Genomic DNA, 26,211 nt, shown 5'->3' with positions numbered 1-26,211 from the left:
GGTACGTGTTGTGTACTTTTTAACCGACGGCCTAACCCATAGGCTGGGTTGTAGGGGTCGTGTAGATATCAGCGACCAGGCTATTGAATGGCTAGAGATTGATAGTCTAGAGCTATATAACTAGATCCCCCTCAACTCCCAGCGAGCCATCCCAGCAGGGCAGGACATATGTGGAGCAACATTGCCTGCCTGCCGAGAGATTTGCCGAATAGCATCCTGGGAGAGTTAGCTGAGAACACAGGACCTTCCCAAGCGGCATAAACGCCATGACCAGCCTGAGCCGGTCATGGTGCAGATGGTCAGTTCTAGCTGGCCACACTCAGGTGGCCGGTGGAGCGCACCGCTGTACCCTCTGCAAGGTCACGTTCCTCTACCCTAGCCAGGATCCAGTCGTGCACCTCGGTATCGACCCAGCCGACACTGCGGTCGCCTAGTGATACGGGTTTTGGGAAGGTCCCCTCCCCGATGTATTTGTAGATGGTCGACCGAGCCAGACCGGTCGAATCGATGACTTCCTTCAGACGAATAATCCTCATGAACAGGGCTCCTCAGCGTTCGTTCAGAGGATTGGTGCGAGTGGTAAAAAATGACCGGGCAGCACTTAACTCCCAGCACAGGGAGCGCCCTCGTGACTCTCATCAACCACGTTCAACCAGAGAACGTACTGGAAGCCCCCATCCAAGGGCACAAGGCACACCTCATCAAACCTGTAGTCGATATCAACCACGCGCCTGAAGTCCCGGGCAACCCGGAAAGCTAACTGGTAAAAATGATCAACAACTTGCGCCCAGTCGCGATCAAAAGACACGTCCCCTACTTTCCACCCTGCAGGCCGCTGAAAATCAGCGGCAATTTTTTCGCGTAACGATTGACAGTCGAAAGAAGATTCATAACCTAACTTTTCACGGTGATGGGACAACAAGTACGAGGCATATCGAAGGATCATTGGCCGTAGAACGCCAAAAGCCGCCCCTCCCTTCAGAAAGCATCTTACCGGATGGTCCTTCGCTCCAAAGTTCCTATCGAGATCCGGCCTTAGAACTTGATCGAGCGTTGGGCTTGATATTTCCGGATCAAAGGTCCTGCACCAAACCGCACCATTCCCCCCACCCAATCTCGGGTGCGTGACATTAAGAAAGTACGTGCTATTAACTCTAGCCCCTGGAAAGAGCTTACTAGAGAGACCCGGTACCTTAGCAAGGATTAGCCCCAAGCTCTTCAGCCTCCCCAGCCGATGCGTCAAGCTGAATTCATCAAGTCCAGTCAGCCGGCATAACGTGCCCCTACTAACACTTTTCACCATTCCGAGCGGATCGGCATGCGCCAGGAGAGTCGCCAACAGCAGCCGGTTGCAGGCACTTAAATAGTTAGCCGCTCCTGGCGGAGCTAGTCTCCCTTCCTTAGTGACCCGTCGATCTTTTCCAACCTGCTCGGCAGATCCGCGCGCAGCCATAGAGACAGCTGCTGAGAAAAGACGCACAAGAAGGTCAGCGTGTACCCCATACGCGCCATCTCTCTTTGGTAACGCGCTCAGGACCGTCGAGGCCAATTCATACCGAATCGCAGGCCTTCCTCTTCGCACCGAGCTCGCATCGTCAACGACCACCAGCCGAGCGCTCGTGAGCTCCGCCATTGCATCTCTAATGAGTTTCTCTGCGAGACCCAGCTGCTTTGCGAGCAGCTTCGCACTCATTGCTACCGCCTCAGCGCTAGTCCGCTGCTCCAGGAGCACCATAGCCTCCAGCAGGAACCTCGCCTCGGGACTACAGCCGCTCAACTCCTTGCTCAGCTCAAAGATGTGAAGGCCCACTCTACCCCCTATAAAAATCGGTTTCTTATAGGGTATAAAAATTGATCTAAAAAAGCATTCTCGTTATGCGTTATGAAACTGATAACGTAACGCATAACGGCAATAGTAAATGAAAATTTATGTCATTTAATCAAGCAAATCAATTGAAAATACATATCAAATAGGAATCGAGCATGGGAAAGAAAAAGGACGTATCTGAATGGTTAACCGATGAGAACTGCGAATGGGCAATGCAATACATCAGGGATAAAGCAAAGAATGACGTGAAGAAAATCATCTCTCTCTATACTGAGAATCCGCTAGCGGTTGAATTATTTCCAAAGCCAGCCAATTTAAAATCTGTCAAACTAAAATCATCCAGCAGCAATCTAAAAACAATTACAAATATCATCCGCGAATTAGAGAACAGCCTCCAAGGCAGAGAAATTATCAGCGGAATAAAAAGCGCCTTGCGACAAAGAAAGTATCGCTCACCAAAAAATGGGAAAACCCCAAAGACCTTCACACTACCTAACTCAACATTCAGAAAACTTCAAAATCTCGCCAAAGAGAACGGAAAAACACACACAGAAATAATTACAGCACTCCTAGACAAAACGGAAATCATCAATGAAAATCTTCACAAACAAGTTAAAGACCTGAAGCACGCATTAAGAAATGAGAGAGAAATTCGAGAATCCAATGCAGCAGCCCATCAATCGAAGATTGATGCGGCCATGAGGCAACTTGAGATCAGCCTACAGCGCCTCGCAGCTTGGGAGACGGCATATGGAGATGAATTACCCACTAATCCTGACATCGCAACTATCAAACAGTTGGTAGAGAAGAAAATTAAGCAGGCTAAACTTGTCATTCGATATGCAGGCCAAGAAGGACTTTTTAATGAAGAACCTTCCCTGCAAGAAAGTCAGCAAAATCATGTCCAGGGCCGCCCCGAGTGGTAAGACGCTCCACTACGTTGGACTAGCCCTGATGGTGAACGAGCTCCTTGAAACACAGGGCACCGTTTCCCCCTTACCATAAGGGATAGACAAACGACTGTGCTTATGAGTGCCAGCAAAGACCATCAAGTACTCGGCCAAGAGCGGCGGCGCCGCTAAGGCGCCCAGGAGACACTGGCCATGGTGCGCGAGAGCCTGGAGCCCAAGCAAAGCATCTGGATGGTGGCCCGGCGCTATGGCATCAATCCCAACCAACTATCCCACTGGTGCAAACTCTACTAGGAAGGCGGCCCGCCGACGATCAGTGCCGGTGAAGCGGTGGCGCCGCCTTCCGAGTTGAGACATCAACTTAACAGGATGCCGGTCTCCGGTTTGATCGGGGCAAGACCAGCCTGAGCCAAGCCTCGCTCGATATCTCCAGTTCAAATCCGGCCAAGCGGTATTCCAAATGGTATTCCACCTGATTCTTTAACAGAATTTTCTATTTATTTTTCAGATAGATAGGAAGTCATTTCAGATTACCCCGGCCCACCAAACAACCTTTACAAATCAGGCACTTACGCTTAACGCGAAGTGCCTTTTTTGTGCCTGAATGGGCCGTTTTGGCTGGGTAATGCCAGCTTAATGACAGCGTCAATCGTGCTGGCACTCTCCTGGACTTGGGCCTATCAATCCTTTCGATTGAGCCGCACCGAATCGCCAAGCATTGCGACAGGAAGCCGCAGGACGGCTATTGACTTTTCCAAAAACATCCAGCTTCAGTGCCAAAATAAGTGCAAAATTTCGACGCTCGGCTATTGTCTGTTTTGTGTTCACTTATCAGAATTCACTTTAAGTAAACAAGCCCACCTGACCTCAGTCGTGGGCTTTTTTCGCACCCGCGCATGCACAAGACATGCCGAGGTAACAGTGAGGAGACGGGGAAATGCAACAGAACACGCAAGACAAGGCGGTCTCGCGGTCAGAGCTATTGCAGCAGATTCTTGGGCAAGCTCATTTAGGTGCTCAGGGGCAGGTGCAACAGCACCACCAGCAGCAGCTTAGCCAGGGCTTCGAGATCTATACCGGCCTGGACTACTCCTTGAAGACCACTGTCACCACCAATACCATAAGCGCACGGAATGCCTAATTGGAACGACGTTCTCACTGAGATCGCAGCGGAAGCACAGACTCACGGAGACATGGCGCAGGACCTGGTTCGGCGCAAATACCTAGCCCAGCTAAGTGCTCACACCGGCCGGAATACGATTGCCTACTATTCCGGCTGGCTCGCATCCAATCCGAACAATCCTCAGCTGTACGTCAATGATGGCGACAAGAACGCCTTCATGACCGTCGTTCATGGATGCGAGTTCGAGAAGGGGCTGGACCTCATCCTTCATACGCCGGGTGGCGATATCGCCGCAGCGGAGTCGCTAGTCGACTACCTTCACCAGCTATTCGGGTCGGACATCCGCGTTATCGTTCCACAGCTTGCGATGTCAGCCGGAACGATGATTGCCTGCTCTGCAGCCTCCATCATCATGGGCAAGCAATCCAGTCTTGGTCCCATAGACCCACAGATTCAGAACGTTCCAGCAATCGGGGTCCTTGCGGAGCTCGATAAAGCTGCGGCCGACATTAAAGAAGACGCCGCTAAACTTGAACTCTGGCGGATGATCATCGGCAAGTACCATCCGACACTGGTCGTAAGCTGTGAGCAAGCGGTGAAGTGGGCTAAAGAGTTCGTGGAGAGCTCCCTGAAAACAGTGATGTTCGCCGGTGATGGCGATGCCGAGGAGAAGTCCAAGGCCATCGTGGAGTTTTTGAGTGACTTTGACTCTACCCGCCACCACTCTCGGCACATCAACATCAATCGCTGCAAAGAGATTGGGCTGAAGATCGTTCAGATGGAAGATGACGACACTCTGCAGGACCTGATCTTGACGGTCCACCACTGCTATATCCACGCAATGGATAACGGACGGGTAGCGAAGGTCGTAGAAAACGATCGAGGAACCGCCCACGTCAGACTGAACGTGAACTGACAACCCCCCGCCAACGGCGGGGGTTTTCGTTCATCCAGCACGCATCACTCTTCTAGTAAATCCAGGACCTTCTCCGCCTCTGTGAAGCATCCTGTATCACCCCAGATCTCTACCGCCGCTCCCCACAACGGCCGCAGCTTCATCACTGGATTGCGCTCTCGCCCTTCGACTGACTCCGGTGTCCGGAACCACTCACCCTCCCAAACGTAGGCCATGCCCACAATGCCGACGTCATCCTGCTCATGGGCAGGGAGCCCCGCGCCAGCGTGACAAATAAACAGCTTCTTCACCCGAGCCCTCCATGGGCAACTCCAAATCGCCAGAGTGTAAGGCTATGGCAGAACACGAGAAAGAAGGGCGAACCGCTGGTATGTCAAATTGCCAGCGTCAAGGTTTAGTATATGGCGTAACGCAATCACCCAAGGAACGCTCCACCAATGAAAGCCTTGCTCGCGATGACAACCGCAGTCCTCTCCTTCACAGCTCTTTCCGTAGCAGCGGCGCCGATGCAGCTGTTGGTCCCTGGTTCTGACGCTAAGGACTTCGGCATTCAGTGCCAGATGGACGGAAAGGTAACGTATCTCGTCCGTAAGGATGTGGGTAATAGGGACTATCACGTCGCGAGAAACATCTACGTAACCCAGCTTGATGGCGGACGTCTTGCATTTAGCTTCTTGCGCGGCTTTGTATCAGCAGACATGTATGACACGTACTTCTCTGCCACGGGGGAAAGCTGCAATACCTTCGAGCAGTAAGTAACCCTGGTGCAGGCTACTGGCACGCCTGCACCGCCGTGACCAGCTGCGCCTCGTAGCCCAGATGCTGCTGCCGCTCGGCCAGCAGCGCCCGCACTTTCACCTGCAAGGTGTCGCCCTTCTTCAGCATTGCCGTGGCCCAAGCTGGTTCCTGCACCGCCGGAGTCCGGCAGGGAACAGCAACCGGAACCTCCACGCGCACCGTTCGCGGCTCGGCTTCTTGCCTGGCCACGCATCCTGCCAGCGCGAACACCATCCCCAACCAGATCGCTCTCATAGACCTAACTCCTTGTCGATGATGTCGGAGGCCACCTGGGCCGGCTCGCCATCGGCGTGCTCCTGCTGCAGGCGCTGCGCCGCGGCATAGTGCTGATCAGCCTGCTGCTGAGCATTGGCCACGGCCTGGGCGGCCTTCGCCTGGCGCTGCTCGGCCTGATCGGCCAGGCCGGCGATGGCCGTGTTCTGGTCCCCCACGAGCGCCTCGAGGTTGCCCCGGGCGGAGCGACAGGTGGCCAGGTCCTGGCCCGCCTGGTCAAGCTGGGGCCGGTAGTGCCCCACGGCCAGCCATACCCCAAGGCCAGCACCAGCGGCCACCAGCAGCAGTGCGGCCAGCACCAGGCTGGCCGCTTTCCATGGAAAGTTCTGCATAGTTCGCTCCTACGGGACGTCGCGGAAGAACACGTGCCGGCCAATGGTGGCCGTGCGCTTCGCCTGCGCCGCCCAGGCCGGCGGCTTAGCCATGGTGGTGGCGTAGTAGTGGGTGGCGCCGCCGGTCGGGTCCGGCTGGGCGCCGCTGATCACCGCCAGCGCGGCCTCGCGGGCCTTCAGGTACTCGCCTGCCGGGATCTGCTTCGCGCCGGACAGGTACGGGTAGTTCGGGTCGTTCTTGTTCCAGCAACTGAACTGCCATTGCGCCTGGCAGACGCTGACGATATCCCGTCCCCACCAGCCAGGGCGCGCAGCGCGATTGCGGATCGTCCAGCCGACGGCGACCATGCCGGCCGCCCCCTCACCCCGCGCTTCACCCCACAGAGTGCGCGCGAGCACATCTACATCACGGTCTTGGGCCATGGTTTTCTCCTGGAATAAAAAAGCCCGCCAGATGGCGGGCTATTCGATAGCGACGATGGGTTCAGGTGGTGGTGGCATGTCCAGGCGCACGTCGATCCAGCTATTGAGCGGAACATCCATCGGCGCTCCCTTCACGAGGACCATCTCGCCGTCTTCATTGAGCATCCACCGCTGCTTGTAGAGCTTGATCGTCACGGTGCCGCCTTGGACTTCGCTTTCAGTAATGCCGAGCGGGCGCCCTCCGTCGGGCGAGCACGGATCAAGCGTCCGCCATCCCTCAGCGGCCAGGCCGTTTGCCCCCGTGATCTGGTAGATGCCCACGTCGAGCCGGGAAACCTCTATGCCGCGCGCCTCACCGTTCGCCACGCCCCACGGGCCAGCCGATTCGAATGTGCCTTCCTTGAGGTCCGTCCGCTCGCTCAGCTCAACATCGGCGATCCGTACAATGGGTGATGCCGCAGAAAGCACGCCATTCGATGCCATGGTGGTGTTCAGGGTGGTGTAGAACTTCGCGACCTTCCACCCGCCGCCAGTGGAGGGGTTCGTGATGGACAAGTCATAAACATCGCCCTGCGCCGAAAACTGAAGGATGTGCCGCCATTCGTTGGTGCTGGCCTTCAAGCCAAGGGCGATGCCGTAATCGGTTTGCGCACCGGGGGTGCGAGAGCCATTGATCGGGGCGTACATCCCCATTTCGAGGGTTCTGCCGTTCATGTTGAACAGGTCGGTCAGAACAGGAGCCGCCCCCGCCGGAGCAGCAAACCCGAAACTGCCCACTGCCAAGAGGTTTCCTGCCGCGGTCCCTACAGCCGCAGTAGCTGCAGAACCGAGGCCCAGCGCGTTTCGCGCATCAGCGGCAGTCGGAGCTGTCGACCAGGCCCCCAGGCTGGCCAGTTGGCTTCCATACTGGTTGACGAATGCCCGAAGCGCATCGGCAGAGTCCTTGACATAGCCCTGCATCGGAGCAATGGCATAGGCCCCCGCCCCATTGGGGCCCGACTGGTAGTTGGGCTTGATCGAGAGCACCGTGGCACTGGCCACGTTTGTCACCTCGTACCAGAAGCCATCAGGCCCGCGGAAGGCATCCCCTACTCGCGCGTTCGCCGAGAAATTTGTGCCAGAGCCCGTGACCGTCGGACTGTTAGTGGCCACCGAAACGGTGCCAGTTGAATACCAGGGCATATCCCCTCCTTAATTCACCATGACCAGCGGCCAGTTAAGTGACGCGATCGCAGGCAGGCCTCGGCCGGCGCGCTGCGCGAATGCATTGATCTGAGCTTTGGATGCGCCATCGATGAAGCCCACCCCCATTTCGGCAGAGGTTGACCCTTCAAACGAGGCGGCCATGAAGTGACTGGCCAGGACATAGGAGCCTGCCACGTAAGGGTTGCCCCACGTGTCCGTTGTCCAGTTGCCCAGGTAGCTGCCGTTGTAGCCAACCTTCGACCAGGTCTGCGCACCGCTGATGATGCGGATCACCTGCCGGTTGCTGTCGAACAGCAGGCGGCCGATCGCGTCGAATACCTGCATTCCGTAACCGCCGGTGCGCGGCAGGTACAGCGCCGCCACCTTGTATTGCCCGCTCGCGACAATTCCAGTGAAACCGCTATCGCTGTAAAGGGTCGCGGTCCAACCGGTCCAGTTTCCGACGCTTCCTAGGTGTCGGATGTTGCGAAGGATGTGAGCGCCGTCGGGGCGGACATAGATCGCCGGAGGGTTCGGACTATTCACCGCCGCAGGGTAGGTAACAGTCACCGTTCCGCTCGAGCCGTTATAGCTGCCGGCAGCAACTTCCATGTAGCAGGGGTAGTTATCGTCGATCTGCACCTGCCCTGAGTTGCCCACGAAAAACGCACCGTAGGTCATGAGAACATCACCGCGTTCAGGTAATTGACACCCGGTGCCGGTGGGGTATTGGCGAGCACTGTCACCGTATTCCCGGACACCGAATAGCGGGGCGCGAAGGTCAAGCCAGAGCCTGCCCACGCAGTGTCGATCCAGACGACACCCTTGGCGGAATCGAACCCTGGAATCACGAAGCTCTGAGAATTTGTGGAGTAGGGAATCTCTATCCGATACACCATGCGGCAGGTGAACGAGTTGCTATCGAAAATAACCCCACCGCCGCCATCGAAGACCTGCAGCCCGTAACTCATGCGTCAAGGTTCCCGAGTTGCACGCGCCGCACACCATTGCCGTCGAACACCTTCAACGCTTCCGCCGTCAGCTGCATCCGCCCGCCTCCGCCTGCGCTGTTCAGCAGGAAGGAACCGGCCTTGTTCAGTTGCCACAGGGGCTGGCCATTGCTGCCCAGAGCGTTCGACTGGATGACGTCGCCGATCTTGGCGTTGGTGATGCTCGCGTCCTGGATCATGGCGCTGTTGATGAACATCTGGCCGCCGACGATCGACACTGGCGCGACGGTCTGGCCACTGGAGCTGTTGAAGAACAGGAACCGATCGGCCTGGAAGGCCATGGTGCTCAGAGTCGTGCCACCGTCGAAGCCGAGCTGGAACCCCGCCGCATATTTCTGGCCGTTTTGGGAAACACTCAGCTTCACGCTCCACATGGCCTGCACGCCGGTGTTCACATCAGTGAGCACTCGGGATACCTGCTGGATCGTGCCCGTGTTCGTCGCCGTTGACGCAGAGACCTGCTCGACAGACTTGGCCATGGCCTGGCTGTCGGTCGCCCTCACTTGGCTCTCGCGCACGATCTGCGCCACAGAAGACGCGCCACGCAGGGCATCCTGCAGCTCACCCTCGCCGTTATCGTTACGGTAGGCAGCAACCAGGGCGCTCATCTGGCTCGCGCTGGCTGTGACCTTGCCGTCCAGGCTCTGGATGTCGGCAGAGTTCTGCTGCACCTGTAGGGCAAGTCCGTTCGCGCTTTCAACCGCCTGGCCGACATCGATCCAGTAAGCGACGTTCGGCGGAGGGGTGTTCACCGGCACCGCCTTCGTGGCCTGGTACAGACGATCCCCTTGCCTGATGATGTCGCCCTTCGCGTAGGCCTTCCCGGGGTCGTAGTACTGCCCCATGAGCTGGTCCACATCGACCTGAATCTGATCGATCTGATCGAAGAACGCCTGCCCCAGCGCGCTCTCGACGTACTCCTTGGTGATCAACTCGTTGTATTCGGACGCGTCCGACGAGGTGATCCCATCCACCCACGCGGACCAAGCGCCCACGTTGCCTGTTCGGTCGATCAGGCGGCCACGGAAGGCCAGGCGCGCACCGGCAGGCATTGGCATGACCGTGTGCGTGTCCGTCGGGTAAGCGAACAGGCCGAGCGCGGTTGCCGTCTGCTCGCTGCCGCCAGGCGTGGTCGACTGCTGCAGTTCGGTGAAGGCGGTATCTTCGGCGCCCGCCGGGAATCCCCAGTCGAGCTTGATCTTCCAGGGCCCAGAGGTGGTGCGCAGGAACGCCAGCACCGGCGGCGGAGTAGTCTTCCCGCTCAGTTGAGTATCAACCCCAGTCGCCCACACCGAAGCCACGTCCATGACGCTCAGGGCGCGCACGCGGGCCAGATAGCGGCCCGCGTAGATGCCGTCGACGTCGACGCTGAGCCCGCCGGTGCGGGGCACGCTGACCCAGTTCCCTGAGTCCTTCCGCCACTGCACCTCATAGCCAACGGCCTTCGGAGCAGCAGCCCAACTGATCGTCATCTTGGTGACAGCCAGGCCCTGGGCAGTCGATACCGAGCTGGTCAGCAGGATGTTGCTCGGCGGCGCCTGCACGCTAGGCGGAATTACCGTGATCGGCGGCAGCTCGATCCGTGTGCCGTTGTCGATCGCGTCGAACTTGCTGGCGACGTGCTGCAGCGCGGTGATCTCGTGTATACCCGGCGCCGGCCGAGTGATGCTCAGGATGCGGAACCGCTGCACGGCCAGGCCGTCGCTTTCGAGCTGCCATTGAAGCTGCGGCAGTAGGGCCTGGGAGAAGTTGGCCGTCACTGTCACCAGCCGGCCTGCCACGCTCTGGATCGTCCGTGCTTCGGCGGTTCCATTCGGCAGGTTCACCAGCAGCCGGTCGCCGGGGACGGCCTGGATGTCACGGTCGACAGTCACGACCCTGGCGGAGACAGCGATGATGCGGCCGCCAATGGCTTTGCCGCTGCGCACGGGATCGGCCACGCTGATGATCTTGCCCGGCCCCAGCCCGCGCGCCTCGATGCTGGTCTGGAACGTAACCTGATCCTTCTCCAGCTCCTCAGTCAGAAGGGCCCATTGGCCGCGGCGATCAGCCTCGCTGGCCGAGACACAACCGATTGCGGTCATCTCCAGGGGCACGATGCCGTAGCGGGCCTGGGCGCGCAGGTTGGGTACCGGCCGGGTCTCCGACTGGTAGTTGTTCGCAGGGTTGTCCCAGTTCACCAGGGCCAGGGTGTGGCGATCTCGGTGGCTGCTCGAGGTGTAGCTGAACCGGCCACCGATTACGTTGGAGGGCGAGAAGCGATAGGCATCGTCCTCCGGCATGTCGGCGTCCACCACCAACTCGGAGCCGCTCCAGTAGGTCATGCCGCGGAAGATGGCCGCCATGTCGCTCAGCACCTGCCAGGCATCGGCACGGCTCTGGATGTACATGTTGCAGGTAAATCGGGGCTCCTGGCCGCCCTTCCCGTCCGACACCAGGACGTCGCAATACTGGGCAATCCGGTACAGCGACCACTTGTTGAGCATCGTGGCGTCGATGCGCCGGCCGAGGCCGAAGCGCTTGTTCAGCACGATGTCGTAGAAGTGCCACGCGGGGTTGGTGGTGAACGCCTGCTTGAAGCTGCCGTCCCACGCGCCGACGTAGGTCCTGGTCGCCGGGTCGTAGTTGGCCGGAACCTGCACCCGCCGACCGTTTGCGTCGACGCTGACCTGTGGAATGCTCTGGAACTGCGAGGCGTCGAACTCAACGTAGAGTAGCGCTGTGTTCGGATAGCGCAGCTTGGCGTCGATCACCTCAGTGATCGCCTGGACCTGCATAGTGTCAGCGATGCGGTTGTTGTTCTGGTTGGCGGTCAACCGGCGCACGCGGATCTGCCAGCCGCTGGTCGCCGCGGGCAGGTCAATGCGGTGGCTCCGCTCGTACAGGGTGGTGGTCTTGGCGTTCAGAGATGCTGTCAGCACCTGCTGGTAGGCCCCGCCGTTGGTGGATAGGTCGATGGCGTAGTCGATCGTGTAGCCGACCACGTCGCCGTTGTCCTTCTGCTGCTGCAGCGCCGGCCAGCCCAGGCGAACGCGAACAGCCGACAACTGAAGATTCGAGACAGCGCGCACCCATGGAGTTGCCGAGGTGAGCACAACGCCCACGGCGATCTCGTTGTCGATGGAGGGGATACCCTGGATGTAGGTCTGGTCGACCGATCCAGGGCGGAATTCCCATTTCACGCCCGGGAAGTTCTCCGTGCCATCGGCGGCCTGCAGCGGGGTTCCATCCAGGTAGATGTCCCGGGCGCCCACCAGGCCGTCGAACTCCCCTTCGCCCAAGGCGAGGAGGATCTTCGCACGGGCGATCGACTGGACAGAATCCGGCGCCTCGACGGGCGTGCGTGGATTGCTAGAGCCACCCTTGTGGCCAGTGATCATCGCAGTCATGGGTTTCCTTCAGGCGAAAAAAAGCCCGCTCTAGGCGGGCCGTGGTTACTGCCGCGTAGCTACATCTGGTCTTCGGCGTAGATGCCGGCGGAGATGATCGCGCCACCGATACGCCGGCGGCCGTAGAGCACGCCAACCGGGTTACCCTGGGCGATGGTGTTCACTGGTCCGCCGAAGGCATAGCTGGGGGTGTTGGCTGGGTCCTGCCTGCTCTTGAGGCTCTTTGGCTGGGGGCTGAGCATCTGGATAACACCGCCCAGGGCGAGGGCCGCGCCGGCCTGCATGAACCCCGCTCCGACAGCGGACAGGGAGCCTGCGGAAAAGTAGGAAATTGCGGCACCGACAGCAATCAGCGCTCCGCCAAGAATTGTCTGAAAGACTCCGTCACGCTTACTGCCGATAACGATCGGAGCAATGCGGATATCTTCCGCACCAGCCATATCCAACTCATCTGCAGATAGATTTTTCTTCCCGCGGAAGACTGCGAACGTCAGGCCTAAGGCTTCTGCTCGACTCATAAATCGCTCGAAACCATCAATGGTGTACTTCAATGCATCAAGGGCTTCGCGCGCAGTGTTAGTCTCAAGAAGCCTCTGATGCACGCGCCCGAACTCAAGGCCAAGAACGCCATAGAGCCTGACCGTTGTCATCGTCGCCATTATTCTCTCCGAAAAGAAAAGCCGCCCGAAGGCGGCCTTGTCACATCGTTGTCGGCAGGATGTCTACATCCCCCGACCCGCTGATAAATATTCGATAGTTCTTCGACTCGCCGGCACTGATCGTAACGTCGCGCTCTCTTCGCGAAGCGCTCGCCCCACAAAGTCCGTCGCCAACGCCGCCAGCGCCAACAATCAGTTGGCCGGCAGGAACTGCAATGGCCGCTTTTTCCCCGGTCTGCAATCGTGCAACGAGCTTCGAGTTCACATAGATGCCCATATCGCAGCCGCCGCCTACGTACCCGGAGTCGCGGACAAAAGTAATGGAAGCTCTCTGTGCAGAATCTGGAATCTGCATTCCATAGACTCTGTCGCGCGGCGCAGGTGTCGCCTCACTGAGCGATACAGGGGAGCTTGAGCACCCGGCCATTGCTACCAACAGCAGCGCGCCAAACAATTTCTTCATGGCATCCTCCTTTAGGCCAACGGCCGGAGGGTAGCACAGCGCTACTTCGGCGCCTCGCGGTGCCGCAACACCAAGCGCGTGCGTTCTAGCCAAGGACCGCCGAATACCTCGCGGCTGGATAGACGCTCGTAGGGGTGGTGGATGAAGAAGGGCCCGGCGCCGCCCAACGCAGGAGCCTCCGGCTCGCTGGCCATGCTCCAATCTCCGCCCAGGTAGATGGCTGCGTGGTTCGGGTGGGCGGCGCGGCCGATCTGCATCACCAGCATATCGCCGCGGCGAGCATCGGCCAGGCTGACCGGATAGAACCCCGCATCCTGGAAGTGCTTCTCGTAGAGGCTCTCGCCCTCCTCCCACCAGCCGTCCCGGCGCTCGTAGTTAGGCAGCTCAAGCCCCCACTCGCGCGCGTACCAGTCTCGGCACAGCGCCCAGCAGTCGAGCACGCCGTGGGCATACTCGCGGCCGGCCAGCGGCGCGCGGTAGCCCTCTGGCTCGATGGTGGCCACGTCGCCCTCTGGCCAGGACATGATCACCCAGGGCAGGCCGTGCAACTCACAGCTCACCCTGTCGGCCATGCTAGGCCTGGCCGGGACATCTGGGTGGGAGTGCACGATGGCCAGTACCTCGCCGAGGTCCTCCGCCGCTGCCCAGTCCTGGTGGTCGATCACGAAGTGCTCGCTGGGCGTCGTCGCCAGGTTGCGGCATTGGACATACTGCCGGCGCCGGCCGGCCTTGATGATTACCCCGCAGCACTCGCGAGGATGCTCGGCGGCCGCGTGCGCGGCGATCGCCTGGTGCAGGCTGTTGCTCAGGTCCATATGGCTCACATCTTGATCAGGCCGGAGGCTGGGAAGCCGCCGAACGGGAGAGGGTTGTTCGCGCCCCAGCGCGGCTTGCAGCCGGTTGATAGCAGACCGCTGCAGCGATCCTTTGAGGGGTCGACCGTTGGATTGCCCTGCTCGTCGAACATCAATGTGCCGGTGTAGCCGCAATCGGCGCCACGGTAGCCGCCGGTGATGCACCACTGGCACAGCCCGGTGATCTGCCGTGCCGGGATCTGCTGGCCCTGGAAGTCCGGCGGCGCTGACAGCTCCCACGTCACCGTGGTGTTGTCCTCACCGGTCTTCTGCTCGATGAACCAGATATTGATCCGCTCCTGGCTGGGGTCGGCCTGGGCGTTCCCGCCTCCGAAGTTCGCCGCGTCCAGGTAGTGGGCGAAGGTCTCGTGCACTGTGAGCTTCGCACCCACCAGGTCGTCAAAGTAGAGGCATAGTGCGGAGATGCTGCCGTCGATGTTGCCCACACTCAGCGTCGGCGCCGAGGCTCTTCCATCCCCACGCTGCTCGAAGCCAGAGGCCTCCAGAGGCCAAGGCTGATAGGCGTTTCCTTGCCAGTAGATCGGCCCCTGCTGGAGATGGCCGTGGAAGCGCAGCAGCTCGCCGCCGAACTCGGTGCAGTCCAGGTCAAACAGCCGCACCTCGCTACCGGGCTCCAGCAGTTGCTCATCAGTTGCAATGGTCATGGAGCCCCCTGCGGGTAGTCGCCAACCTGAGTGAAGGTCGCCGAGATGGTGAACTTGCCGGCACCATGCGGAGCAAGCTGGATGTTGCTGCAGCGGAACAGCCCCTGCATACCGCTCGGGCTAGTCCAACTGAAGGACTTCCAGCCGCCGTGCCGGCGGAAGAAAGCCCTGATGTCGTCGATCAGGGCTTTCCTGCCGATCCGGGATATCTCCCAGACCTCCCACTCGTTGTTGATTCCGTCACCGACAGCCTGGCTGTAGCCGTCACCGAACTTCGCTTCGCGCACTGACTGGTTGATCGTGCCAGTAGAGGAGACGGCGATGTCCCAACTGAATACTTCGGTCATCGGTTCACCATTCGATAGATCAGGCCACCTGGGCGACTCTCCTGAACGATCACGCCGCGCGCAGCGTCGTTGATCATGTTCGCCAACTGCTGGCCATTCGAATCACCGCCCGCCGCGGCGGTCGATGTCGTCTGACCTCCTGCGGAGATGTTCACTTCGGTGTGGAACTGGAAGACGTTGCCGCCACCACCGCCACTTCCGGTGGCGCCAACAACCCTTACGCCAAGAGATCCGTCCGAGGTCCGACCTAGAGGAACGACCGCCTCTGGGCCAGCCTCCCCCATCACGCCCAGGCCACCATTTGCCAGGGCGAACGCGGTGGGCGAGTTGACCACGCTGTTTGTGAAGGCAGCGCCGTTGGCGAACATCTGAACGCCGCCGGACCACGCGCCACCCTTTGCCTGGAAGATCGAGGCGATTGCACCACCCCAGCTAGTTTCGCTGGCAGCGCCTACCGCGCCGACAACCGCCTTGCGCAGGGCAATGCGCGCCAGGTCTTTCAGAATCGAGGTGGCGAGATCGCTGAACTCGGCCTTGCCGGTGGTTACGAAATCCAGCACGGCATCCTCGGCACCGCCGAAGGCGCTCGCGGCAGCCTCTTTCATCTGGCTGTTGGCATCGCGCGCACTGTCGAGGTAGTTCTGCCAGGCATCACTGACACCCGACAGCCAGTCGGCCTGAGCCTTGTCGACCTCCTGGTAGTAGTTCTCCTGGATGGCCAGGCGCTCGGCCAGAGCCTTCTTCAGCAGGCCGGTTTCCTGGTCGTACAGCTCCTTGCTGATGTCGCCGCTGTTGTACTGCTTCTGCAGGTCGGCCTGCTGCTTGGCGAAGTCCTGCTGGATCTGCAGGTTCTGCTTCATCCGTTCGCGGGCCTTGTCACCAAGGCCGGCACCGGAAAGGTCGACCTCATAGCCGACGCGCACCGTCTGGTTGGTATCGGTCAGCGTGTCGCCGAAGGTGCGGGCCTTGGCCGCGTCCTCGTTGGCCTGCTTCAACTGCTTCAGGCGGTCCAGCTCGCCGGCCAGGCCCTCCAGGCGTTTCTGCTGCAGGGCATTGATTCCAACCAGCTTGCCGGACTGGATCTCGAACTGGAGCTTGGCGACCTCGGTCGCGTCCTTACGCTTGTCGACCTCGGTGTTGATCAGCGCGATCTGGCGTTGATAGCCCTGTTCAGTCGAGGCGATGGTGTCGGCCAGTTTCTTCGCCGCCGCCTGCTGATCCTTTGTCTGGGCCACGAAGGAACCGGGTTTACTAGCCATGTCGCGCAGCCTTGCCTGCAGCTCTGCCAGCTCCTTGACCATGCCACTGGTGCCACCCGTTCCGGCCTTGTCGATATTGTCGAGGTACCCAGCGAACTTCAGGGCCTCGGCCTGCAGATCCGTCGTAACCGTCGAGGCAGTTGTCTTGACGCTCTCCCAGTTCTTGGCGAGCCGAACACCGAGCGCCGCCGGTCCGGCCGCCAGATCGTCCCAAGAGAATCCCTCGAACGCAGAGGCAGCAGTGGCCACCGTGCCGCCGATCGCTTTACCGAGCAGATCGAAGGCGCCGACGGCGCCAACCGCCGTTTTCGCCGCCCACTTGATGGTTGTGGTGATCGCCTCGCCGACGCCCACCATCGCGGTGCCCTGCTTGCTGACTTCGAACAGGTCGGTGGCGAAGTCGCTCAGCACAGGCAGAAGCTGCGACATCAGTTGGGTTCGCAGGCCGGTGGTGCTCTGCTCGACCAGCCACTGCGCGGCGGCAAGCTCGTTGCTCGCCTTGATGGTCTTCTCGTCCATGATGGCGCCGGCTGCCGCGGCTGCCTCACCAAAAGTCTTGAAGCCTTCGGAGTTGTTGCGGAGCAGCGGCAACAGCGCGGTGGCATCGTTGGCGATCGCCTCCAGGTAGAAGGTCATGTCCGACTGGCTGACCTTGGCCTTCTCCAGACTGGAAACGTACAGGCCCAGAGCCTGTGGGCCTGAGAGGTTGCGGAAGTTGTCCGCGGTGATGCCAACCTTCGGCGCGATGTTGGTGAAGAAGTCAGCCAGGCCGCCGCCACCGGTGTTGAGGAAGTCCCCGACCTTGTCGTTCACGTCTTTGAAGATGTCGGCGAGCTTGTCCTGCTCCACCCCGACCAGCTTCGCGCCGGCGGCATATTTCTGGAACTCGGTGGTACTGGTGTTCGCGACGCTAGCAAGGTTCGTCACCTCCTCCGCCGCTTTTACAGTGCCGATAGCCATTGCGGTCAGCGCGGTCACGCCTGCCACCGTGGCGGCGCCGATCGCCGCCCCGGCTTTCTGGGCGCTCTTCTCGACCTCTTTTCGCCACTTATCGGCGCTTCGCTCCGCCTGGGTCATGCCGGACACGAAGCCACCGACCTTGGCGATGATATCCAGGGTCAGCTGCCCGAGAGAGCGCGTTGCCATGGTGTTCTCCCAGTGGATTGCGGGCATCCCTGCCCAGAATTACCCCCACGCCTTCATCGCATCCTCGACAGTCGGTTCTGGCGGCGGATTGTGTGGCATGAAGTCACGGATGGTTGCAGCGTCCCCCTCCGGCATGCGCGTGCGGTTCACGTAGAGGGCGGCCAGGAGGGCAAAGCCCTCCTCCAGCCGCATGCCGGCGTGCAGTGATCCGCGCAGCGAGCGGTACTTCATCCAGGAGTAGAACTCCGGGAGACTTACGCGCTCTTTCGCTTCAGCGACTGTCGCGCCGATCGAGCAGGCGATTTCGTGCCAGAGCTCGTCGAGTTCGGAGAGGGGCTCATCTTTCCCGTGGTGTTGACCTCATGGATGGCATACAGCAGGGCCACCGACAGGTTCCCGTCGAGCGCGCCGAGGCGCTGCGTGCTCTCGGGATCTTTTGCCAGTGCTTCGGGATCGAGCGGACCGTGGGTGATGTCCAGTACCGTGAAGACGGGACGCCCCTCTTCGTCGCAGATGGAGGCGGCGATTCGGCCGGCGATGCTGTCCTGCTTCCCGCCGGCGGCCAGAACGTCGCTGACGGCCGTCTGGTAGCCGAGAGGCCGGACATACACGGTCGCGGTGAAGGTCTGGTCGCCGTCGGCTTGCGTCCAGGTGATCTCTTTGCGCACGGGCCGGCCGGTGAAGGCTCCGGCCTGCTTCAAGGTTTCGATGCTGAGCTGCATGGTTTCCCCTTACACGGCCTTACGCACCCAGGCCCCGGGCCCGGAGCGCTGGATGGCGGCGCTGGTCTTGACTGTGGAGTTGTTCTGGAAGTCGAACGGGAAGTCCGCGACGTAGCCGTCGAACACGAACCAGGTGCGAGTCGGCGGCAGCACGAAGTCGGCCGGATCGCCCAGGGAGGTGGTCGCGGCAGCACCGGTGCCCGTGCCCCCGGTGAACGCCACGGTCGGCGCCGAGGTGTAGCCCGACCCCGGATTGGTGATGTTCACGCCTACGACCTTGCCGGCGGAGATGATCGCGGTACCGGCCGCACCAGTGCCGCCGCCGCCAGTGAAGGCAACCGTCGGCGGCGAGGTGTAGCCCGAGCCACCGGCAGTGATCGAAACCGACGCGAGACCGTCGGCAGCGCCCACGGTGGGCACAATGCCCATGCCATCAGCCCACCCCAGAGCCCAGCGGATTTCGTCGTACATCGGGTCGTCGGACTCGGCGGCCTGCTGCAGGCGGATGTGGGAGGCTACGCGCGGGTCAGCATCGACGGTGAAGGTAGCCTGGCCCGGGGTGCGCATGCCCTTCAGATACTCGCGAGTGGTCTTGTTCAAGCACTCGACGACGATCTGGTCGGCCGGGTTGCCGCCGCCGTTGAAGTTGCTGATGCAGTCGATCTCCAGCACCTGGAAGGTGCCGGGGTTGGTGATGATGGGCATCAGCGCGAACAGCTGCGAGCCCTGGGTTTTAACCGCCATGGCGTTCTCCTGGGGTTGGTTGAAGGCAAAAAAATGCCCGCACGCGGCGGGCTGTGTGACGTGACAGCTCTAGCGCTCAACCCACCAGTCGACGTCGAAGCTGTAGTGGTAAAGGCCGGTTGCCGAATCCTTGTCTTCGCCGTTCCAGCGCGTGATCTGCGAATGCGGCTCGATGGCGTCCCGGATCGCCCTGGCCGCGGCGCGGGCCTCCTCGGCTGTCCGACCGTAGACATCCACCTGTAGCGCAAAGCTGTCGATATCCGGCGCCTGGTCCAGGTAGTTCTCCGGCGCCCCGCCGATGCCCTGCCAGGTGGCGTAGGGCTTAACCACCTCCTCCTCGGCCTCGCCGAAGGGATAGAGGCGAATGGGAGACCCACCGAGCACGGCCTGAACGCCTGAGTCCGCGTTGCAGATGGTGAATATCGGTGCGTACATCAGCCACTCCTGGCGGCCTTCGCCGCACTCCTGATTGCGCGGTCAATGGCCCGCTCGTACTCGTTGACGAATGTGTCAGTGACAAGGGAAATGCTGTCCGCCAGCGCGCTTCGCATGAACGGGTCCGCCCTCATCTTCGAGGTTCCGAACTCCCAGAGGCGCCAGTGCGGCGTTGGTGCATTCGCCTGCAGGCTGGGGTGCTGCCCCTTCTTCGGGAGCACCGCGCCATGCAGCACGCCCACTCTGAACCCGAGGTCGCCGGTGCTCTTGAACAGCTTGCCGTTCCAGCGCATGGCGATGTTGTCGGCGATGCTCCGGCCCGTATCGGGGTCATCGATTCGGCGTGCGCCATCCTTGGCCTTGCTGACCACGATCGACACCGCCTTGCGCAGCGCCGTGCGGCCACCCTTACGGCGAACGTCGAAACTCAGCTCACGCAGCTTGCCCACGAGGTCGTCGGTACCGGTGATGCTGAACTCGACGCCGTCAGCCATCGGTGAGGCCCTCGCTGACCAGGATGGTGAGGTACTCCCGGCCAGACTTCTTGTCCGGGAGTGGCTTGCCCACGATGGCGTAGATGGCGCCGCGGTGGACGATCCGCATCGTCGGCTCCACCCCTTCGCGGTAGCGGATCACGATGCGGGCGCTCAGCTCCGTCTGGGCTGCCTTGGCAGCGAGTAGATCGCGCGCCGACAACGGCTCCACCGATGCATAGACACCGGCCCAGCGATCGGACCATGTGTACTCCACGGCGCCGGACTCTGGATTTCGAGTCTTGACCTTCTCCTGAAAGGTCACCAGGTGGCGGAGCGGCCCAGCTTTCATAGATTCACCCAGCGATGGGGGCGCCATAGCGCCCGCGTGGACGAAGGCATATCTTCGGGTGATGCCTCCCTGGCGTCATACCAATGACCAACCAACATGAGCACACCCTGCTCTATCGCCGGCGTGGCAAGCATGGCGTTGCCAACCGGATCAGGGAGTACGCCATCCGATGGCAAAAGCGTGCGATTCGTCCAAAGCTCGAAAGCGCTGATTGCCGACGCCTCATATCCAGCAATCAGGTCGTCGTCTCCGGTGAAGTCCGCATCGACGCGCAGATGCTTCTTCAGCCGGGAAAGATCAATCATCTTTCGGTACCAGTGCCAACAGGGCTTCCTTGTTAGCAGTCGAGTCGAAAGCAACACCCTTGGCAGTAAGCCACGCCTTCAGATCCGGAACCTTCATTTTCAGCGGGTCGACTTCGGTACGAACGCCATCCACTAGGGTGGCCACTTTCAGGTGCTCCACCGCCACCAGCGCGCAGCGCTCGGACACGTCTTGTTCACCCACCTCAACAGTGATGACTTCATTGCCGTCTGGAGAGAAGGGGAAAGACTTCTCGACGAGAATCATGGGCATAGCTCTTTCCTCCATGGATGGCCGGCCGAAGCCGGCCGCCCAGATTAGGCCGCGGACAGGGTCAGAACCTTGATCGCCTGGGAGTCGACGAGCATGCCGCCGACACGCTTGGTGGTGTAGAAGCCAACATAGGGCTTGTTGGTGTAGGGGTCGCGCAACACGCGAGTGCCGATGCGATCCACGATGGTGTAGCCGCGCTTGAAGTCACCGAACATCAGCGCATTGGCATCAGCCGCGATATCCGGCATGTCCTCGTTCTCGGTGATGCCGTAGCCGATCAGGCTGGAGGGCTGGCCTACCTCCAGACCGGGACGCCACAGGTAGTTGCCGTCGCTATCCTTGAGTTTGCGGACGTAGGCAACGCTCAGGTTGTTCATCATCCAGGTGGCGCTGCTGCGATAGCCGGCTTTCAGGGCGTGCACCAAGTCGATCAGCTTGTCGCCGTTGAACGCACCAGCGGTGCCGCTGATCAGCTTCTGCAGGGTGCCGTAAGGGCGAGTCTTGTCGCCGGTAACTGCGAGCGGGTAAGCCAGCACACCCTTGGGCTTGTTGGTCCCATTGCCCAACAGGAAGGCGCTGCCCTCCATCTCGGAGAACTCGCGGCCCACCTCGCTGTTCAGCCAGCCCTCGGCGTCGAAGAACATGTCATCGAGGCTGGTCTGGGTGGCTTGCGGGTTCGCGTAGATCTCACCCATGAAGGCGTTGATCTGTGCCAGGGCCGGGGTTCCGGTCTCCGGACGGGGCGCGGTTTCGCCGACCCAGCCAGCACCGGCGCCGCCGAGGTTCACCAGTCTCTTGTAATCCGGCGTTCCGACGGTAATTTGATTGCACACCTGGCGCATCGGCGACTCATCGCGAAGCAGCTCGATGATGGCGCGATCGAGTTCTTCGGGTACGGCGTAACCGCCATCGGCCTCGACGCCGATCTGGAGCGCCTTGGCCTGCAACTCGCCAAGGCCAGTATCGACACCCTTACGCACGAACTGCATGAAGGCGGTCTTGTGCTCGTTCGCAGCCTTGGTGCCAGTGCCATCCGGGCGCTTCAGGCCGGCAATTTCCTTCTCCAGCGCACTCTTCAGTTCATCGAGTGCGCCGAGCTTTTCGTTCAGGCCTTCGACCTGCTCGACCAGTTTTCCCTTCTCGGCCTCGAGGGAATCGACGCGCTTGTCGTTCTTCTGTTTGAACTCTTCGAACTTGGCACCGAGTTCTTCGGCGACCTGTTTCACATCTTGAATATCAGCAGGCATGGGGTTCTCCTTACATGCACTTGATCAGGGACTTCAGGGAGTCGAGCGCGGAGCCAACATCCGCATCGCGCGGACAGGCAGCGCTGTAGCCTTTGGCCATAAAGGCCTTGGCCTGGGAGCCAGAGAACCCAACCTCTCGCAGGGCTCGCTCCACTTTGCTTGGCGGCGGCGTCTCACCACGCGCCAGCAGGCTTTTCACATCGGAGATGCGGGCCTCGTCATTGGCCGGGAAGGTGACCAGGGAAACTTCCCAGAGGTCGATCGCCTTCAGCAGCCAAATGCCCTTCTCCTTGTCGTATTCGTAGTCGTCGAGCATGTAGCCGATCGACAAGCCGGATAGGCTTCCCGCCTTCATGTGAGCATGTGCACGCTTCGCCAGCGGGTCGTCATCAATCAGCAGCCGGCCCTTCACATACAGGCCTGTGTCGTCTTCGCGCATCTCGGTGTAGATGCCGATTGGCTCGGCGCTGTCGTGCTGCCAGAGCAGTGCAGGAAGCCGGCCTTTCTCTTTCCACCGTGCCAGCGAGGCCTCGAAGGCACCACGCACCACGACGTCGCCGTAGCTGTCCTCGACGCCGAACACGGAGCCGTAGCCTTCGAACTCTCCAGTGTCGCTGACCGACTTGATGGTGAGCGGCAGATCAAGCCTTTGTTTGGTCAGCATTGGCTGCCTCCGGGTTGGTGGTCATGTTGATCGGGGTCAGGTAGATATCGCCGCCTTCGCGCGGGTTGAGGTCTTCCAACTCGCGGCAGTCGTTGGGGCTGAGAATTCCCCACTGGATGCCCTTCCCGTAGGAGGTGTAACGGCCGTTCAGATCGCCCCGCATCAGAGCACCAGCGTTGAACTTGGCGAAGTGCGTTTTCGCGTCTTGCTCGCTCAAGAGGCCGACGCGAATGCGAGCCTCTACGCGCGTCAGGATGGGCACGAGCGCGTAGTTCACGAAGCTCATGCCCATTTGCTCCATGTTGTTCAGGGTCATCTTGTCGAGACTGGCAACCAAGTGCGGGGGCACGCGGAACAGACCGCAGATCTGCGCCTCGGTCATCTTTCTCGACTCGATGAACTGGGTGTCAGCGAGGTTGAGGCTGATAGGTTTCCAATCCAGTCCCATCTCCAAAATCATGGGCTTGTAGGCGTTGGCCGTGCCCATGTGCTCGCCCTGGAACTGCTCCTTCAGCCTGGCGAACGCTTCGTCGCTGAGTTCTTCGTTGGTCTTCAGCACCCCGGAGGTAACCGCACCGTTGGCAAACAACTTGGCGGCGTGCTTGTCCATCGCCTGGCCTAGGCCCAATGCTTCCCTGGCATAAGCGATGGGGTTCAGGCCTGTCAGGCCGTCCAGGGTGAACAGCCGCACATGCCATATTTCATCCTGGGTCAGCGTGCGCTCACCGCTCTTGAATTTGACGTCGTACTCCACCGACCAGTCGTCTTTGAGCTTCGGCGTCACCGCACCTGGGTTGATCGGCAACAACTCCACGACGTTGCCTAGCGCCATGACCTTGTAGGCGTAGAAGTTTCCGCGCAAGCACAGGCAGGCCACCAGAAGCTCCCAAAATTCCTGGGAAGTCATGTACCCGTTCGGCGCGACCGACAGCAGACTGAACAAGCGGTGGGATGTAGCCGGAAGTCGATCTCGGCCGTCCTGTTTGTAGAGCCTGCAGGGCAGCATGCCCACCGACTCAGCCAGCACGCGCACGCAATTGAAGACAGCCGTTTGCTGCAACGCGCTGGTGGTCGTAACCCGTTGACCCGCAGTGGTTTCGTAGCTCACGCCTAGAACCTGGGCGAGCTTGTCCGGCGAGTCGATGATCAGAGGGTCACTACCCTTACTGAACCATCCCCGCAGCTTGGCGAACATTCCCATCAGAGCCTCCGGACTCCATGCTTCTCGATGTGGTCGGAGAGGTTTTTCTCCGGCGGCTCGTTGGCGAGCACTCGGCCGATGGCCATGATCAGCGCGACCGCGCCGTCGATTTTGTTGTCTTCGCCCTGCTTGATTGGGCGCACCACGTCGTCGTTGCCCGGGAGGTGCTTGCCGATCACGTTGCCAATACACCAGGTCATGATCGGGTTGCCGTCATGGTGGAACCGGCCCGCTTCAATGGCCGCCTCAAGTTCCTTCATGCCGTCCGACATGTTGGTGTAGTTCTGGGTGATCGTGATCGGGTTGAAACCCTCGTCGTCGAGTTCGTGGCTGAGGCCGGTGGCGCCGTGTGGGTCGATCGGGCTCTCGCGAATCGGCGCCAATTGGTTGGCCTCCTTGGTGTCCTCGAGGATCTCCCGGTAATCGACCTCAGCGCCGCTCGTGGCCACTAGGTGGCCGGAGTTGATCCAGGCCTGAAAGCGCTCCGACATGCGCTGGTTGTCAGGGTTGAAAGCGGTGTCCTCAGGCACCCAAAACGCGGGACCAACGCTGTAGTAATGGGTTTTCCCATCGATGACGCGCCAGAACAGGCGGGCCCTGGAGTTCATATCGAGCTTGCGTGCCAGGTCGAAGGCGGCCACCCACTCCTGCCCCTCGAACTGCTCGACCGTGAGCGTCGTGTCTTCGCACGCCTTCCAGCTCTCCATGTTGAAGAAGCCAGACTTTGCGCTGACCCATAGGTTCAGGTGCTTGGTCTTGAACGTGTTGGTGAATCGCGCCGAGCGGATCGCCCGAGCCAACTGGCTCTCCAGATACTCCTGGAACACCGACACACCCATGCATGGGTTCGCCTTGGCCAGGTTTTTCGGATCGGTCCAGTCGTCCCCCTCGTCCAGGGTCCAGATGTAGCCGAACAACTCATCATCCGGCACCGTTCCTTCGAGCATCTCCAGCACCTGGCGGCGCTTGTCGTAGCAAGGCCCTTCGATGTTGGCCCCGGCGGTCGTGATGATGAACATCAGCGGCTGGCGGCGGGCGCCCATACCAGTAAGCATGGTGTCGTACTGGGCCGAACTGTCGTGCTCGTGGAACTCGTCAATGATCGCGCAGGACGGCGACGCACCATCACCCGGGTTGCCGATCAACGGCTCGAAGCGGCTGCTGTCGGACGGGATGTTCATGTTCGAGGCATTGACCTCGATACCGGCCGCCTCGATCAGCATCGGCGAGCGCTTCACCATCAGCCGCGCCGGGCGGAACACCTCCCAAGCCTGCTTTTCGGTTGTGGCGCCCGAGTAGACCTCGGCGCCAAACTCGTTATCAGCGGTGAACATGCTCAGGCCCACGCCGGCGGCGATCACCGACTTGCCGTTCTTACGCGGCACCTCCCAGTAGCTTTCGCGGAAGCGCCTATAGCCACTCTTCTTTCTGACCCAGCCGAAGGTGCAGGCCAACCCGAAAAGCTGCCATGGCTCAAGCGTGATCAGCTGTCGCTTGAAGGCCCATTCGCCTTTTGTGTGCGGCAGGAGCTGGATCAGCTTCAGCTTCTTCTCCGCACGAGCCGGGTCGAACTTGTAGGGGTAGCTCTTCGCCCGGCTGGCGGCGACATCGTCGAAATGCCGCTCAATCGCCTGATGGATGTACCGGCAGGCCGGGAAACGGCCGCGCAGAACAGACCTCGCCCAAGCCATCGCCTTGTCGACGTTGGCGTGAGCGCTCTTGGCCATCAGGTACTCAGAAGGGAGGCAAATTCGTTGGTTGATTTCTGTTTGTTGCCGCCAATGATTCGTGTGCGGCTGGCAGGGTCCAGGCCCAGCAGGGAGCCGAAGGTGACGATCTGCCTCATCGCCTCGTTTGCCGCGGTCAACGCCGGGTTCTTCATCGGGCTACCCTGGGAGGACTCAACCACGATGCCAAGCTCAAAGACTGCTTCCTGTGCGGATCGCCAGTTGTCGTAGGCAGTACAGAACGCCTCGACGTTATGCAGGTCAGTCAGCGCGATGACGCTCTCGCGCAGCAACTCCGGTACCAGCATCTGCCACATGGTCGCAGCGCGATCGCTCAGCCACTCGGGCGGCTCTATGTTGGTGACCGTTGAAAACTTGGGTTCATCCTTATTGAGCGCTCGTTTTCCGGGGTTTCCGGCCAGCGCTTTCTTGGCCGTCGGCTTGGGTTTGCGGCCACGGCCGGCGACCGTGGCGGTGCCTCCCATCGCG

Annotated in this window: 33 protein-coding genes; 5 read left to right on the top strand and 28 right to left on the bottom strand. The window is 60.5% G+C overall.

Features of this window, described 5'->3' with window-relative positions:
- Positions 1 to 305 precede the first annotated feature (305 nt).
- On the bottom strand, positions 306 to 536 hold the full coding sequence (locus BLQ74_RS14165) for an AlpA family transcriptional regulator (protein ID WP_090263224.1): 231 nt from the start codon (positions 534 to 536) through the stop codon (positions 306 to 308).
- A gap of 1,447 nt (positions 537 to 1,983) precedes the next feature.
- Here BLQ74_RS14165 and BLQ74_RS14155 point away from each other — a divergent pair.
- The 4 genes from BLQ74_RS14155 to BLQ74_RS14140 all read left to right on the top strand — a co-directional run bounded on the left by BLQ74_RS14155 (position 1,984) and on the right by BLQ74_RS14140 (position 4,778).
- Positions 1,984 to 2,754, top strand: coding sequence for a hypothetical protein (locus BLQ74_RS14155; protein ID WP_090263222.1), 771 nt, complete (start codon positions 1,984 to 1,986; stop codon positions 2,752 to 2,754).
- Positions 2,755 to 2,931: 177 nt separating this feature from the next.
- On the top strand, positions 2,932 to 3,033 hold the full coding sequence (locus BLQ74_RS14150; RefSeq protein WP_090263221.1) for a transposase: 102 nt from the start codon (positions 2,932 to 2,934) through the stop codon (positions 3,031 to 3,033).
- Between the two features lie 643 nt (positions 3,034 to 3,676).
- Positions 3,677 to 3,880 (top strand): hypothetical protein, encoded by a 204-nt coding sequence (locus BLQ74_RS14145; RefSeq protein WP_090263220.1) that lies wholly within the window; start codon positions 3,677 to 3,679, stop codon positions 3,878 to 3,880.
- Between the two features lie 52 nt (positions 3,881 to 3,932).
- A complete protein-coding gene (locus BLQ74_RS14140) occupies positions 3,933 to 4,778 on the top strand; it encodes an SDH family Clp fold serine proteinase (RefSeq protein WP_212633142.1) in 846 nt (281 codons plus the stop codon).
- Between the two features lie 44 nt (positions 4,779 to 4,822).
- On the opposite strand, the gene BLQ74_RS14135 is transcribed toward BLQ74_RS14140, so the two are convergent.
- Positions 4,823 to 5,068 carry a hypothetical protein gene (locus tag BLQ74_RS14135; RefSeq protein WP_090263218.1) on the bottom strand — a complete coding sequence of 82 codons (246 nt, stop codon included), beginning with the start codon at positions 5,066 to 5,068 and terminating at the stop codon, positions 4,823 to 4,825.
- 147 nt (positions 5,069 to 5,215) lie between these two features.
- Between BLQ74_RS14135 and BLQ74_RS14130 the strand changes: the two genes are divergently transcribed.
- Positions 5,216 to 5,533, top strand: coding sequence for a hypothetical protein (locus tag BLQ74_RS14130; RefSeq protein WP_090263217.1), 318 nt, complete (start codon positions 5,216 to 5,218; stop codon positions 5,531 to 5,533).
- A 16-nt stretch (positions 5,534 to 5,549) separates the two neighbouring features.
- Here the strand turns inward: BLQ74_RS14130 and BLQ74_RS14125 are convergent, their stop codons facing one another.
- The 26 genes from BLQ74_RS14125 to BLQ74_RS14000 form a co-directional block, all read right to left on the bottom strand.
- Positions 5,550 to 5,810, bottom strand: a complete 261-nt coding sequence (locus tag BLQ74_RS14125) for a hypothetical protein (RefSeq protein ID WP_090263216.1) — start codon at positions 5,808 to 5,810, stop codon at positions 5,550 to 5,552.
- Entirely contained in the window at positions 5,807 to 6,181 is a 375-nt protein-coding gene (locus BLQ74_RS14120) for a hypothetical protein (RefSeq protein WP_090263215.1), read from the bottom strand. The genes BLQ74_RS14125 and BLQ74_RS14120 overlap by 4 nt, the downstream gene beginning before the upstream one ends.
- 9 nt (positions 6,182 to 6,190) lie before the next feature.
- Positions 6,191 to 6,604 (bottom strand): cell wall hydrolase, encoded by a 414-nt coding sequence (locus tag BLQ74_RS14115; RefSeq protein ID WP_090263214.1) that lies wholly within the window; start codon positions 6,602 to 6,604, stop codon positions 6,191 to 6,193.
- Positions 6,605 to 6,643: 39 nt separating this feature from the next.
- Positions 6,644 to 7,786, bottom strand: coding sequence for a phage tail fiber protein (locus BLQ74_RS14110; RefSeq protein WP_244507195.1), 1,143 nt, complete (start codon positions 7,784 to 7,786; stop codon positions 6,644 to 6,646).
- Between the two features lie 9 nt (positions 7,787 to 7,795).
- Positions 7,796 to 8,470 (bottom strand): hypothetical protein, encoded by a 675-nt coding sequence (locus BLQ74_RS27040; RefSeq protein ID WP_139199065.1) that lies wholly within the window; start codon positions 8,468 to 8,470, stop codon positions 7,796 to 7,798.
- Positions 8,467 to 8,760, bottom strand: a complete 294-nt coding sequence (locus BLQ74_RS14100; RefSeq protein WP_090263212.1) for a hypothetical protein — start codon at positions 8,758 to 8,760, stop codon at positions 8,467 to 8,469. The genes BLQ74_RS27040 and BLQ74_RS14100 overlap by 4 nt, the downstream gene beginning before the upstream one ends.
- Positions 8,757 to 12,188: a TipJ family phage tail tip protein gene (locus BLQ74_RS14095; RefSeq protein WP_090263211.1), complete on the bottom strand. Its 3,432-nt coding sequence runs from the start codon at positions 12,186 to 12,188 to the stop codon at positions 8,757 to 8,759. The genes BLQ74_RS14100 and BLQ74_RS14095 overlap by 4 nt, the downstream gene beginning before the upstream one ends.
- A gap of 59 nt (positions 12,189 to 12,247) precedes the next feature.
- Positions 12,248 to 12,847, bottom strand: coding sequence for a tail assembly protein (locus BLQ74_RS14090; RefSeq protein ID WP_090263210.1), 600 nt, complete (start codon positions 12,845 to 12,847; stop codon positions 12,248 to 12,250).
- A gap of 40 nt (positions 12,848 to 12,887) precedes the next feature.
- A complete protein-coding gene (locus BLQ74_RS14085) occupies positions 12,888 to 13,310 on the bottom strand; it encodes a hypothetical protein (protein WP_212633141.1) in 423 nt (140 codons plus the stop codon).
- A 41-nt stretch (positions 13,311 to 13,351) separates the two neighbouring features.
- A complete protein-coding gene (locus tag BLQ74_RS14080; protein WP_090263209.1) occupies positions 13,352 to 14,125 on the bottom strand; it encodes a C40 family peptidase in 774 nt (257 codons plus the stop codon).
- 5 nt (positions 14,126 to 14,130) lie between these two features.
- Complete coding sequence (locus BLQ74_RS14075; RefSeq protein ID WP_090263208.1) at positions 14,131 to 14,829, bottom strand: phage minor tail protein L; 699 nt, start codon at positions 14,827 to 14,829, stop codon at positions 14,131 to 14,133.
- Positions 14,826 to 15,176 (bottom strand): phage tail protein, encoded by a 351-nt coding sequence (locus BLQ74_RS14070; RefSeq protein ID WP_090263207.1) that lies wholly within the window; start codon positions 15,174 to 15,176, stop codon positions 14,826 to 14,828. The genes BLQ74_RS14075 and BLQ74_RS14070 overlap by 4 nt, the downstream gene beginning before the upstream one ends.
- Positions 15,173 to 17,581, bottom strand: coding sequence for a phage tail tape measure protein (locus tag BLQ74_RS14065; RefSeq protein ID WP_090263358.1), 2,409 nt, complete (start codon positions 17,579 to 17,581; stop codon positions 15,173 to 15,175). Before BLQ74_RS14065 ends, BLQ74_RS14070 begins: the two co-directional genes overlap by 4 nt.
- Positions 17,582 to 17,620: 39 nt before the next feature.
- A complete protein-coding gene (locus tag BLQ74_RS14060) occupies positions 17,621 to 17,872 on the bottom strand; it encodes a phage tail assembly protein T (RefSeq protein ID WP_425287495.1) in 252 nt (83 codons plus the stop codon).
- Positions 17,836 to 18,303 (bottom strand): phage tail assembly chaperone family protein, TAC, encoded by a 468-nt coding sequence (locus tag BLQ74_RS14055; protein WP_090263205.1) that lies wholly within the window; start codon positions 18,301 to 18,303, stop codon positions 17,836 to 17,838. Before BLQ74_RS14055 ends, BLQ74_RS14060 begins: the two co-directional genes overlap by 37 nt.
- 9 nt (positions 18,304 to 18,312) lie before the next feature.
- Positions 18,313 to 19,047 (bottom strand): phage tail tube protein, encoded by a 735-nt coding sequence (locus tag BLQ74_RS28325; protein WP_090263204.1) that lies wholly within the window; start codon positions 19,045 to 19,047, stop codon positions 18,313 to 18,315.
- Positions 19,048 to 19,116: 69 nt separating this feature from the next.
- Positions 19,117 to 19,482 (bottom strand): tail completion protein gp17, encoded by a 366-nt coding sequence (gene gp17, locus BLQ74_RS14045; protein WP_090263203.1) that lies wholly within the window; start codon positions 19,480 to 19,482, stop codon positions 19,117 to 19,119.
- Positions 19,482 to 19,976, bottom strand: a complete 495-nt coding sequence (locus BLQ74_RS14040; RefSeq protein ID WP_090263202.1) for an HK97-gp10 family putative phage morphogenesis protein — start codon at positions 19,974 to 19,976, stop codon at positions 19,482 to 19,484. Before BLQ74_RS14040 ends, gp17 begins: the two co-directional genes overlap by 1 nt.
- Complete coding sequence (locus tag BLQ74_RS14035) at positions 19,969 to 20,307, bottom strand: phage head closure protein (RefSeq protein ID WP_090263201.1); 339 nt, start codon at positions 20,305 to 20,307, stop codon at positions 19,969 to 19,971. The genes BLQ74_RS14040 and BLQ74_RS14035 overlap by 8 nt, the downstream gene beginning before the upstream one ends.
- Positions 20,304 to 20,612 carry a head-tail connector protein gene (locus BLQ74_RS14030; RefSeq protein ID WP_090263200.1) on the bottom strand — a complete coding sequence of 103 codons (309 nt, stop codon included), beginning with the start codon at positions 20,610 to 20,612 and terminating at the stop codon, positions 20,304 to 20,306. Before BLQ74_RS14030 ends, BLQ74_RS14035 begins: the two co-directional genes overlap by 4 nt.
- On the bottom strand, positions 20,605 to 20,877 hold the full coding sequence (locus BLQ74_RS14025; protein WP_244507193.1) for a HeH/LEM domain-containing protein: 273 nt from the start codon (positions 20,875 to 20,877) through the stop codon (positions 20,605 to 20,607). The genes BLQ74_RS14030 and BLQ74_RS14025 overlap by 8 nt, the downstream gene beginning before the upstream one ends.
- Positions 20,878 to 20,927: 50 nt before the next feature.
- Positions 20,928 to 22,130 carry a phage major capsid protein gene (locus BLQ74_RS14020; protein ID WP_090263198.1) on the bottom strand — a complete coding sequence of 401 codons (1,203 nt, stop codon included), beginning with the start codon at positions 22,128 to 22,130 and terminating at the stop codon, positions 20,928 to 20,930.
- Positions 22,131 to 22,140: 10 nt separating this feature from the next.
- Complete coding sequence (locus BLQ74_RS14015) at positions 22,141 to 22,794, bottom strand: HK97 family phage prohead protease (RefSeq protein WP_090263355.1); 654 nt, start codon at positions 22,792 to 22,794, stop codon at positions 22,141 to 22,143.
- Positions 22,772 to 23,995 (bottom strand): phage portal protein, encoded by a 1,224-nt coding sequence (locus BLQ74_RS14010; RefSeq protein WP_090263197.1) that lies wholly within the window; start codon positions 23,993 to 23,995, stop codon positions 22,772 to 22,774. The genes BLQ74_RS14015 and BLQ74_RS14010 overlap by 23 nt, the downstream gene beginning before the upstream one ends.
- Positions 23,995 to 25,722: a terminase large subunit gene (locus BLQ74_RS14005; protein ID WP_090263196.1), complete on the bottom strand. Its 1,728-nt coding sequence runs from the start codon at positions 25,720 to 25,722 to the stop codon at positions 23,995 to 23,997. The genes BLQ74_RS14010 and BLQ74_RS14005 overlap by 1 nt, the downstream gene beginning before the upstream one ends.
- Positions 25,722 to 26,207 (bottom strand): phage terminase small subunit P27 family, encoded by a 486-nt coding sequence (locus BLQ74_RS14000; protein ID WP_090263195.1) that lies wholly within the window; start codon positions 26,205 to 26,207, stop codon positions 25,722 to 25,724. Before BLQ74_RS14000 ends, BLQ74_RS14005 begins: the two co-directional genes overlap by 1 nt.
- Positions 26,208 to 26,211 lie beyond the last annotated feature (4 nt).

The sequence above is a fragment of the Pseudomonas panipatensis genome, from assembly GCF_900099785.1.
In the GTDB taxonomy this organism is placed as follows: Bacteria; Pseudomonadota; Gammaproteobacteria; order Pseudomonadales; family Pseudomonadaceae; genus Pseudomonas; species Pseudomonas panipatensis.
Note: the sequence above shows the minus strand (reverse complement) of the source record. Positions and strands in the feature narration are given on the sequence as shown.

Coding starts and splice junctions, on each gene's coding strand:
- BLQ74_RS14165 (WP_090263224.1), bottom strand. CDS start 536: ATGAGGATTATTCGTCTGAAGGAAGTCATCGATTCGACCGGTCTGGCT.
- BLQ74_RS14155 (WP_090263222.1), top strand. CDS start 1,984: ATGGGAAAGAAAAAGGACGTATCTGAATGGTTAACCGATGAGAACTGC.
- BLQ74_RS14150 (WP_090263221.1), top strand. CDS start 2,932: ATGGTGCGCGAGAGCCTGGAGCCCAAGCAAAGCATCTGGATGGTGGCC.
- BLQ74_RS14145 (WP_090263220.1), top strand. CDS start 3,677: ATGCAACAGAACACGCAAGACAAGGCGGTCTCGCGGTCAGAGCTATTG.
- BLQ74_RS14140 (WP_212633142.1), top strand. CDS start 3,933: ATGGCGCAGGACCTGGTTCGGCGCAAATACCTAGCCCAGCTAAGTGCT.
- BLQ74_RS14130 (WP_090263217.1), top strand. CDS start 5,216: ATGAAAGCCTTGCTCGCGATGACAACCGCAGTCCTCTCCTTCACAGCT.
- BLQ74_RS14125 (WP_090263216.1), bottom strand. CDS start 5,810: ATGAGAGCGATCTGGTTGGGGATGGTGTTCGCGCTGGCAGGATGCGTG.
- BLQ74_RS14120 (WP_090263215.1), bottom strand. CDS start 6,181: ATGCAGAACTTTCCATGGAAAGCGGCCAGCCTGGTGCTGGCCGCACTG.
- BLQ74_RS14115 (WP_090263214.1), bottom strand. CDS start 6,604: ATGGCCCAAGACCGTGATGTAGATGTGCTCGCGCGCACTCTGTGGGGT.
- BLQ74_RS14110 (WP_244507195.1), bottom strand. CDS start 7,786: ATGCCCTGGTATTCAACTGGCACCGTTTCGGTGGCCACTAACAGTCCG.
- BLQ74_RS27040 (WP_139199065.1), bottom strand. CDS start 8,470: ATGACCTACGGTGCGTTTTTCGTGGGCAACTCAGGGCAGGTGCAGATC.
- BLQ74_RS14100 (WP_090263212.1), bottom strand. CDS start 8,760: ATGAGTTACGGGCTGCAGGTCTTCGATGGCGGCGGTGGGGTTATTTTC.
- BLQ74_RS14095 (WP_090263211.1), bottom strand. CDS start 12,188: ATGACTGCGATGATCACTGGCCACAAGGGTGGCTCTAGCAATCCACGC.
- BLQ74_RS14090 (WP_090263210.1), bottom strand. CDS start 12,847: ATGGCGACGATGACAACGGTCAGGCTCTATGGCGTTCTTGGCCTTGAG.
- BLQ74_RS14085 (WP_212633141.1), bottom strand. CDS start 13,310: ATGAAGAAATTGTTTGGCGCGCTGCTGTTGGTAGCAATGGCCGGGTGC.
- BLQ74_RS14080 (WP_090263209.1), bottom strand. CDS start 14,125: ATGGACCTGAGCAACAGCCTGCACCAGGCGATCGCCGCGCACGCGGCC.
- BLQ74_RS14075 (WP_090263208.1), bottom strand. CDS start 14,829: ATGACCATTGCAACTGATGAGCAACTGCTGGAGCCCGGTAGCGAGGTG.
- BLQ74_RS14070 (WP_090263207.1), bottom strand. CDS start 15,176: ATGACCGAAGTATTCAGTTGGGACATCGCCGTCTCCTCTACTGGCACG.
- BLQ74_RS14065 (WP_090263358.1), bottom strand. CDS start 17,581: ATGGCAACGCGCTCTCTCGGGCAGCTGACCCTGGATATCATCGCCAAG.
- BLQ74_RS14055 (WP_090263205.1), bottom strand. CDS start 18,303: ATGCAGCTCAGCATCGAAACCTTGAAGCAGGCCGGAGCCTTCACCGGC.
- BLQ74_RS28325 (WP_090263204.1), bottom strand. CDS start 19,047: ATGGCGGTTAAAACCCAGGGCTCGCAGCTGTTCGCGCTGATGCCCATC.
- gp17 (WP_090263203.1), bottom strand. CDS start 19,482: ATGTACGCACCGATATTCACCATCTGCAACGCGGACTCAGGCGTTCAG.
- BLQ74_RS14040 (WP_090263202.1), bottom strand. CDS start 19,976: ATGGCTGACGGCGTCGAGTTCAGCATCACCGGTACCGACGACCTCGTG.
- BLQ74_RS14035 (WP_090263201.1), bottom strand. CDS start 20,307: ATGAAAGCTGGGCCGCTCCGCCACCTGGTGACCTTTCAGGAGAAGGTC.
- BLQ74_RS14030 (WP_090263200.1), bottom strand. CDS start 20,612: ATGATTGATCTTTCCCGGCTGAAGAAGCATCTGCGCGTCGATGCGGAC.
- BLQ74_RS14025 (WP_244507193.1), bottom strand. CDS start 20,877: ATGATTCTCGTCGAGAAGTCTTTCCCCTTCTCTCCAGACGGCAATGAA.
- BLQ74_RS14020 (WP_090263198.1), bottom strand. CDS start 22,130: ATGCCTGCTGATATTCAAGATGTGAAACAGGTCGCCGAAGAACTCGGT.
- BLQ74_RS14015 (WP_090263355.1), bottom strand. CDS start 22,794: ATGCTGACCAAACAAAGGCTTGATCTGCCGCTCACCATCAAGTCGGTC.
- BLQ74_RS14010 (WP_090263197.1), bottom strand. CDS start 23,995: ATGGGAATGTTCGCCAAGCTGCGGGGATGGTTCAGTAAGGGTAGTGAC.
- BLQ74_RS14005 (WP_090263196.1), bottom strand. CDS start 25,722: ATGGCCAAGAGCGCTCACGCCAACGTCGACAAGGCGATGGCTTGGGCG.
- BLQ74_RS14000 (WP_090263195.1), bottom strand. CDS start 26,207: ATGGGAGGCACCGCCACGGTCGCCGGCCGTGGCCGCAAACCCAAGCCG.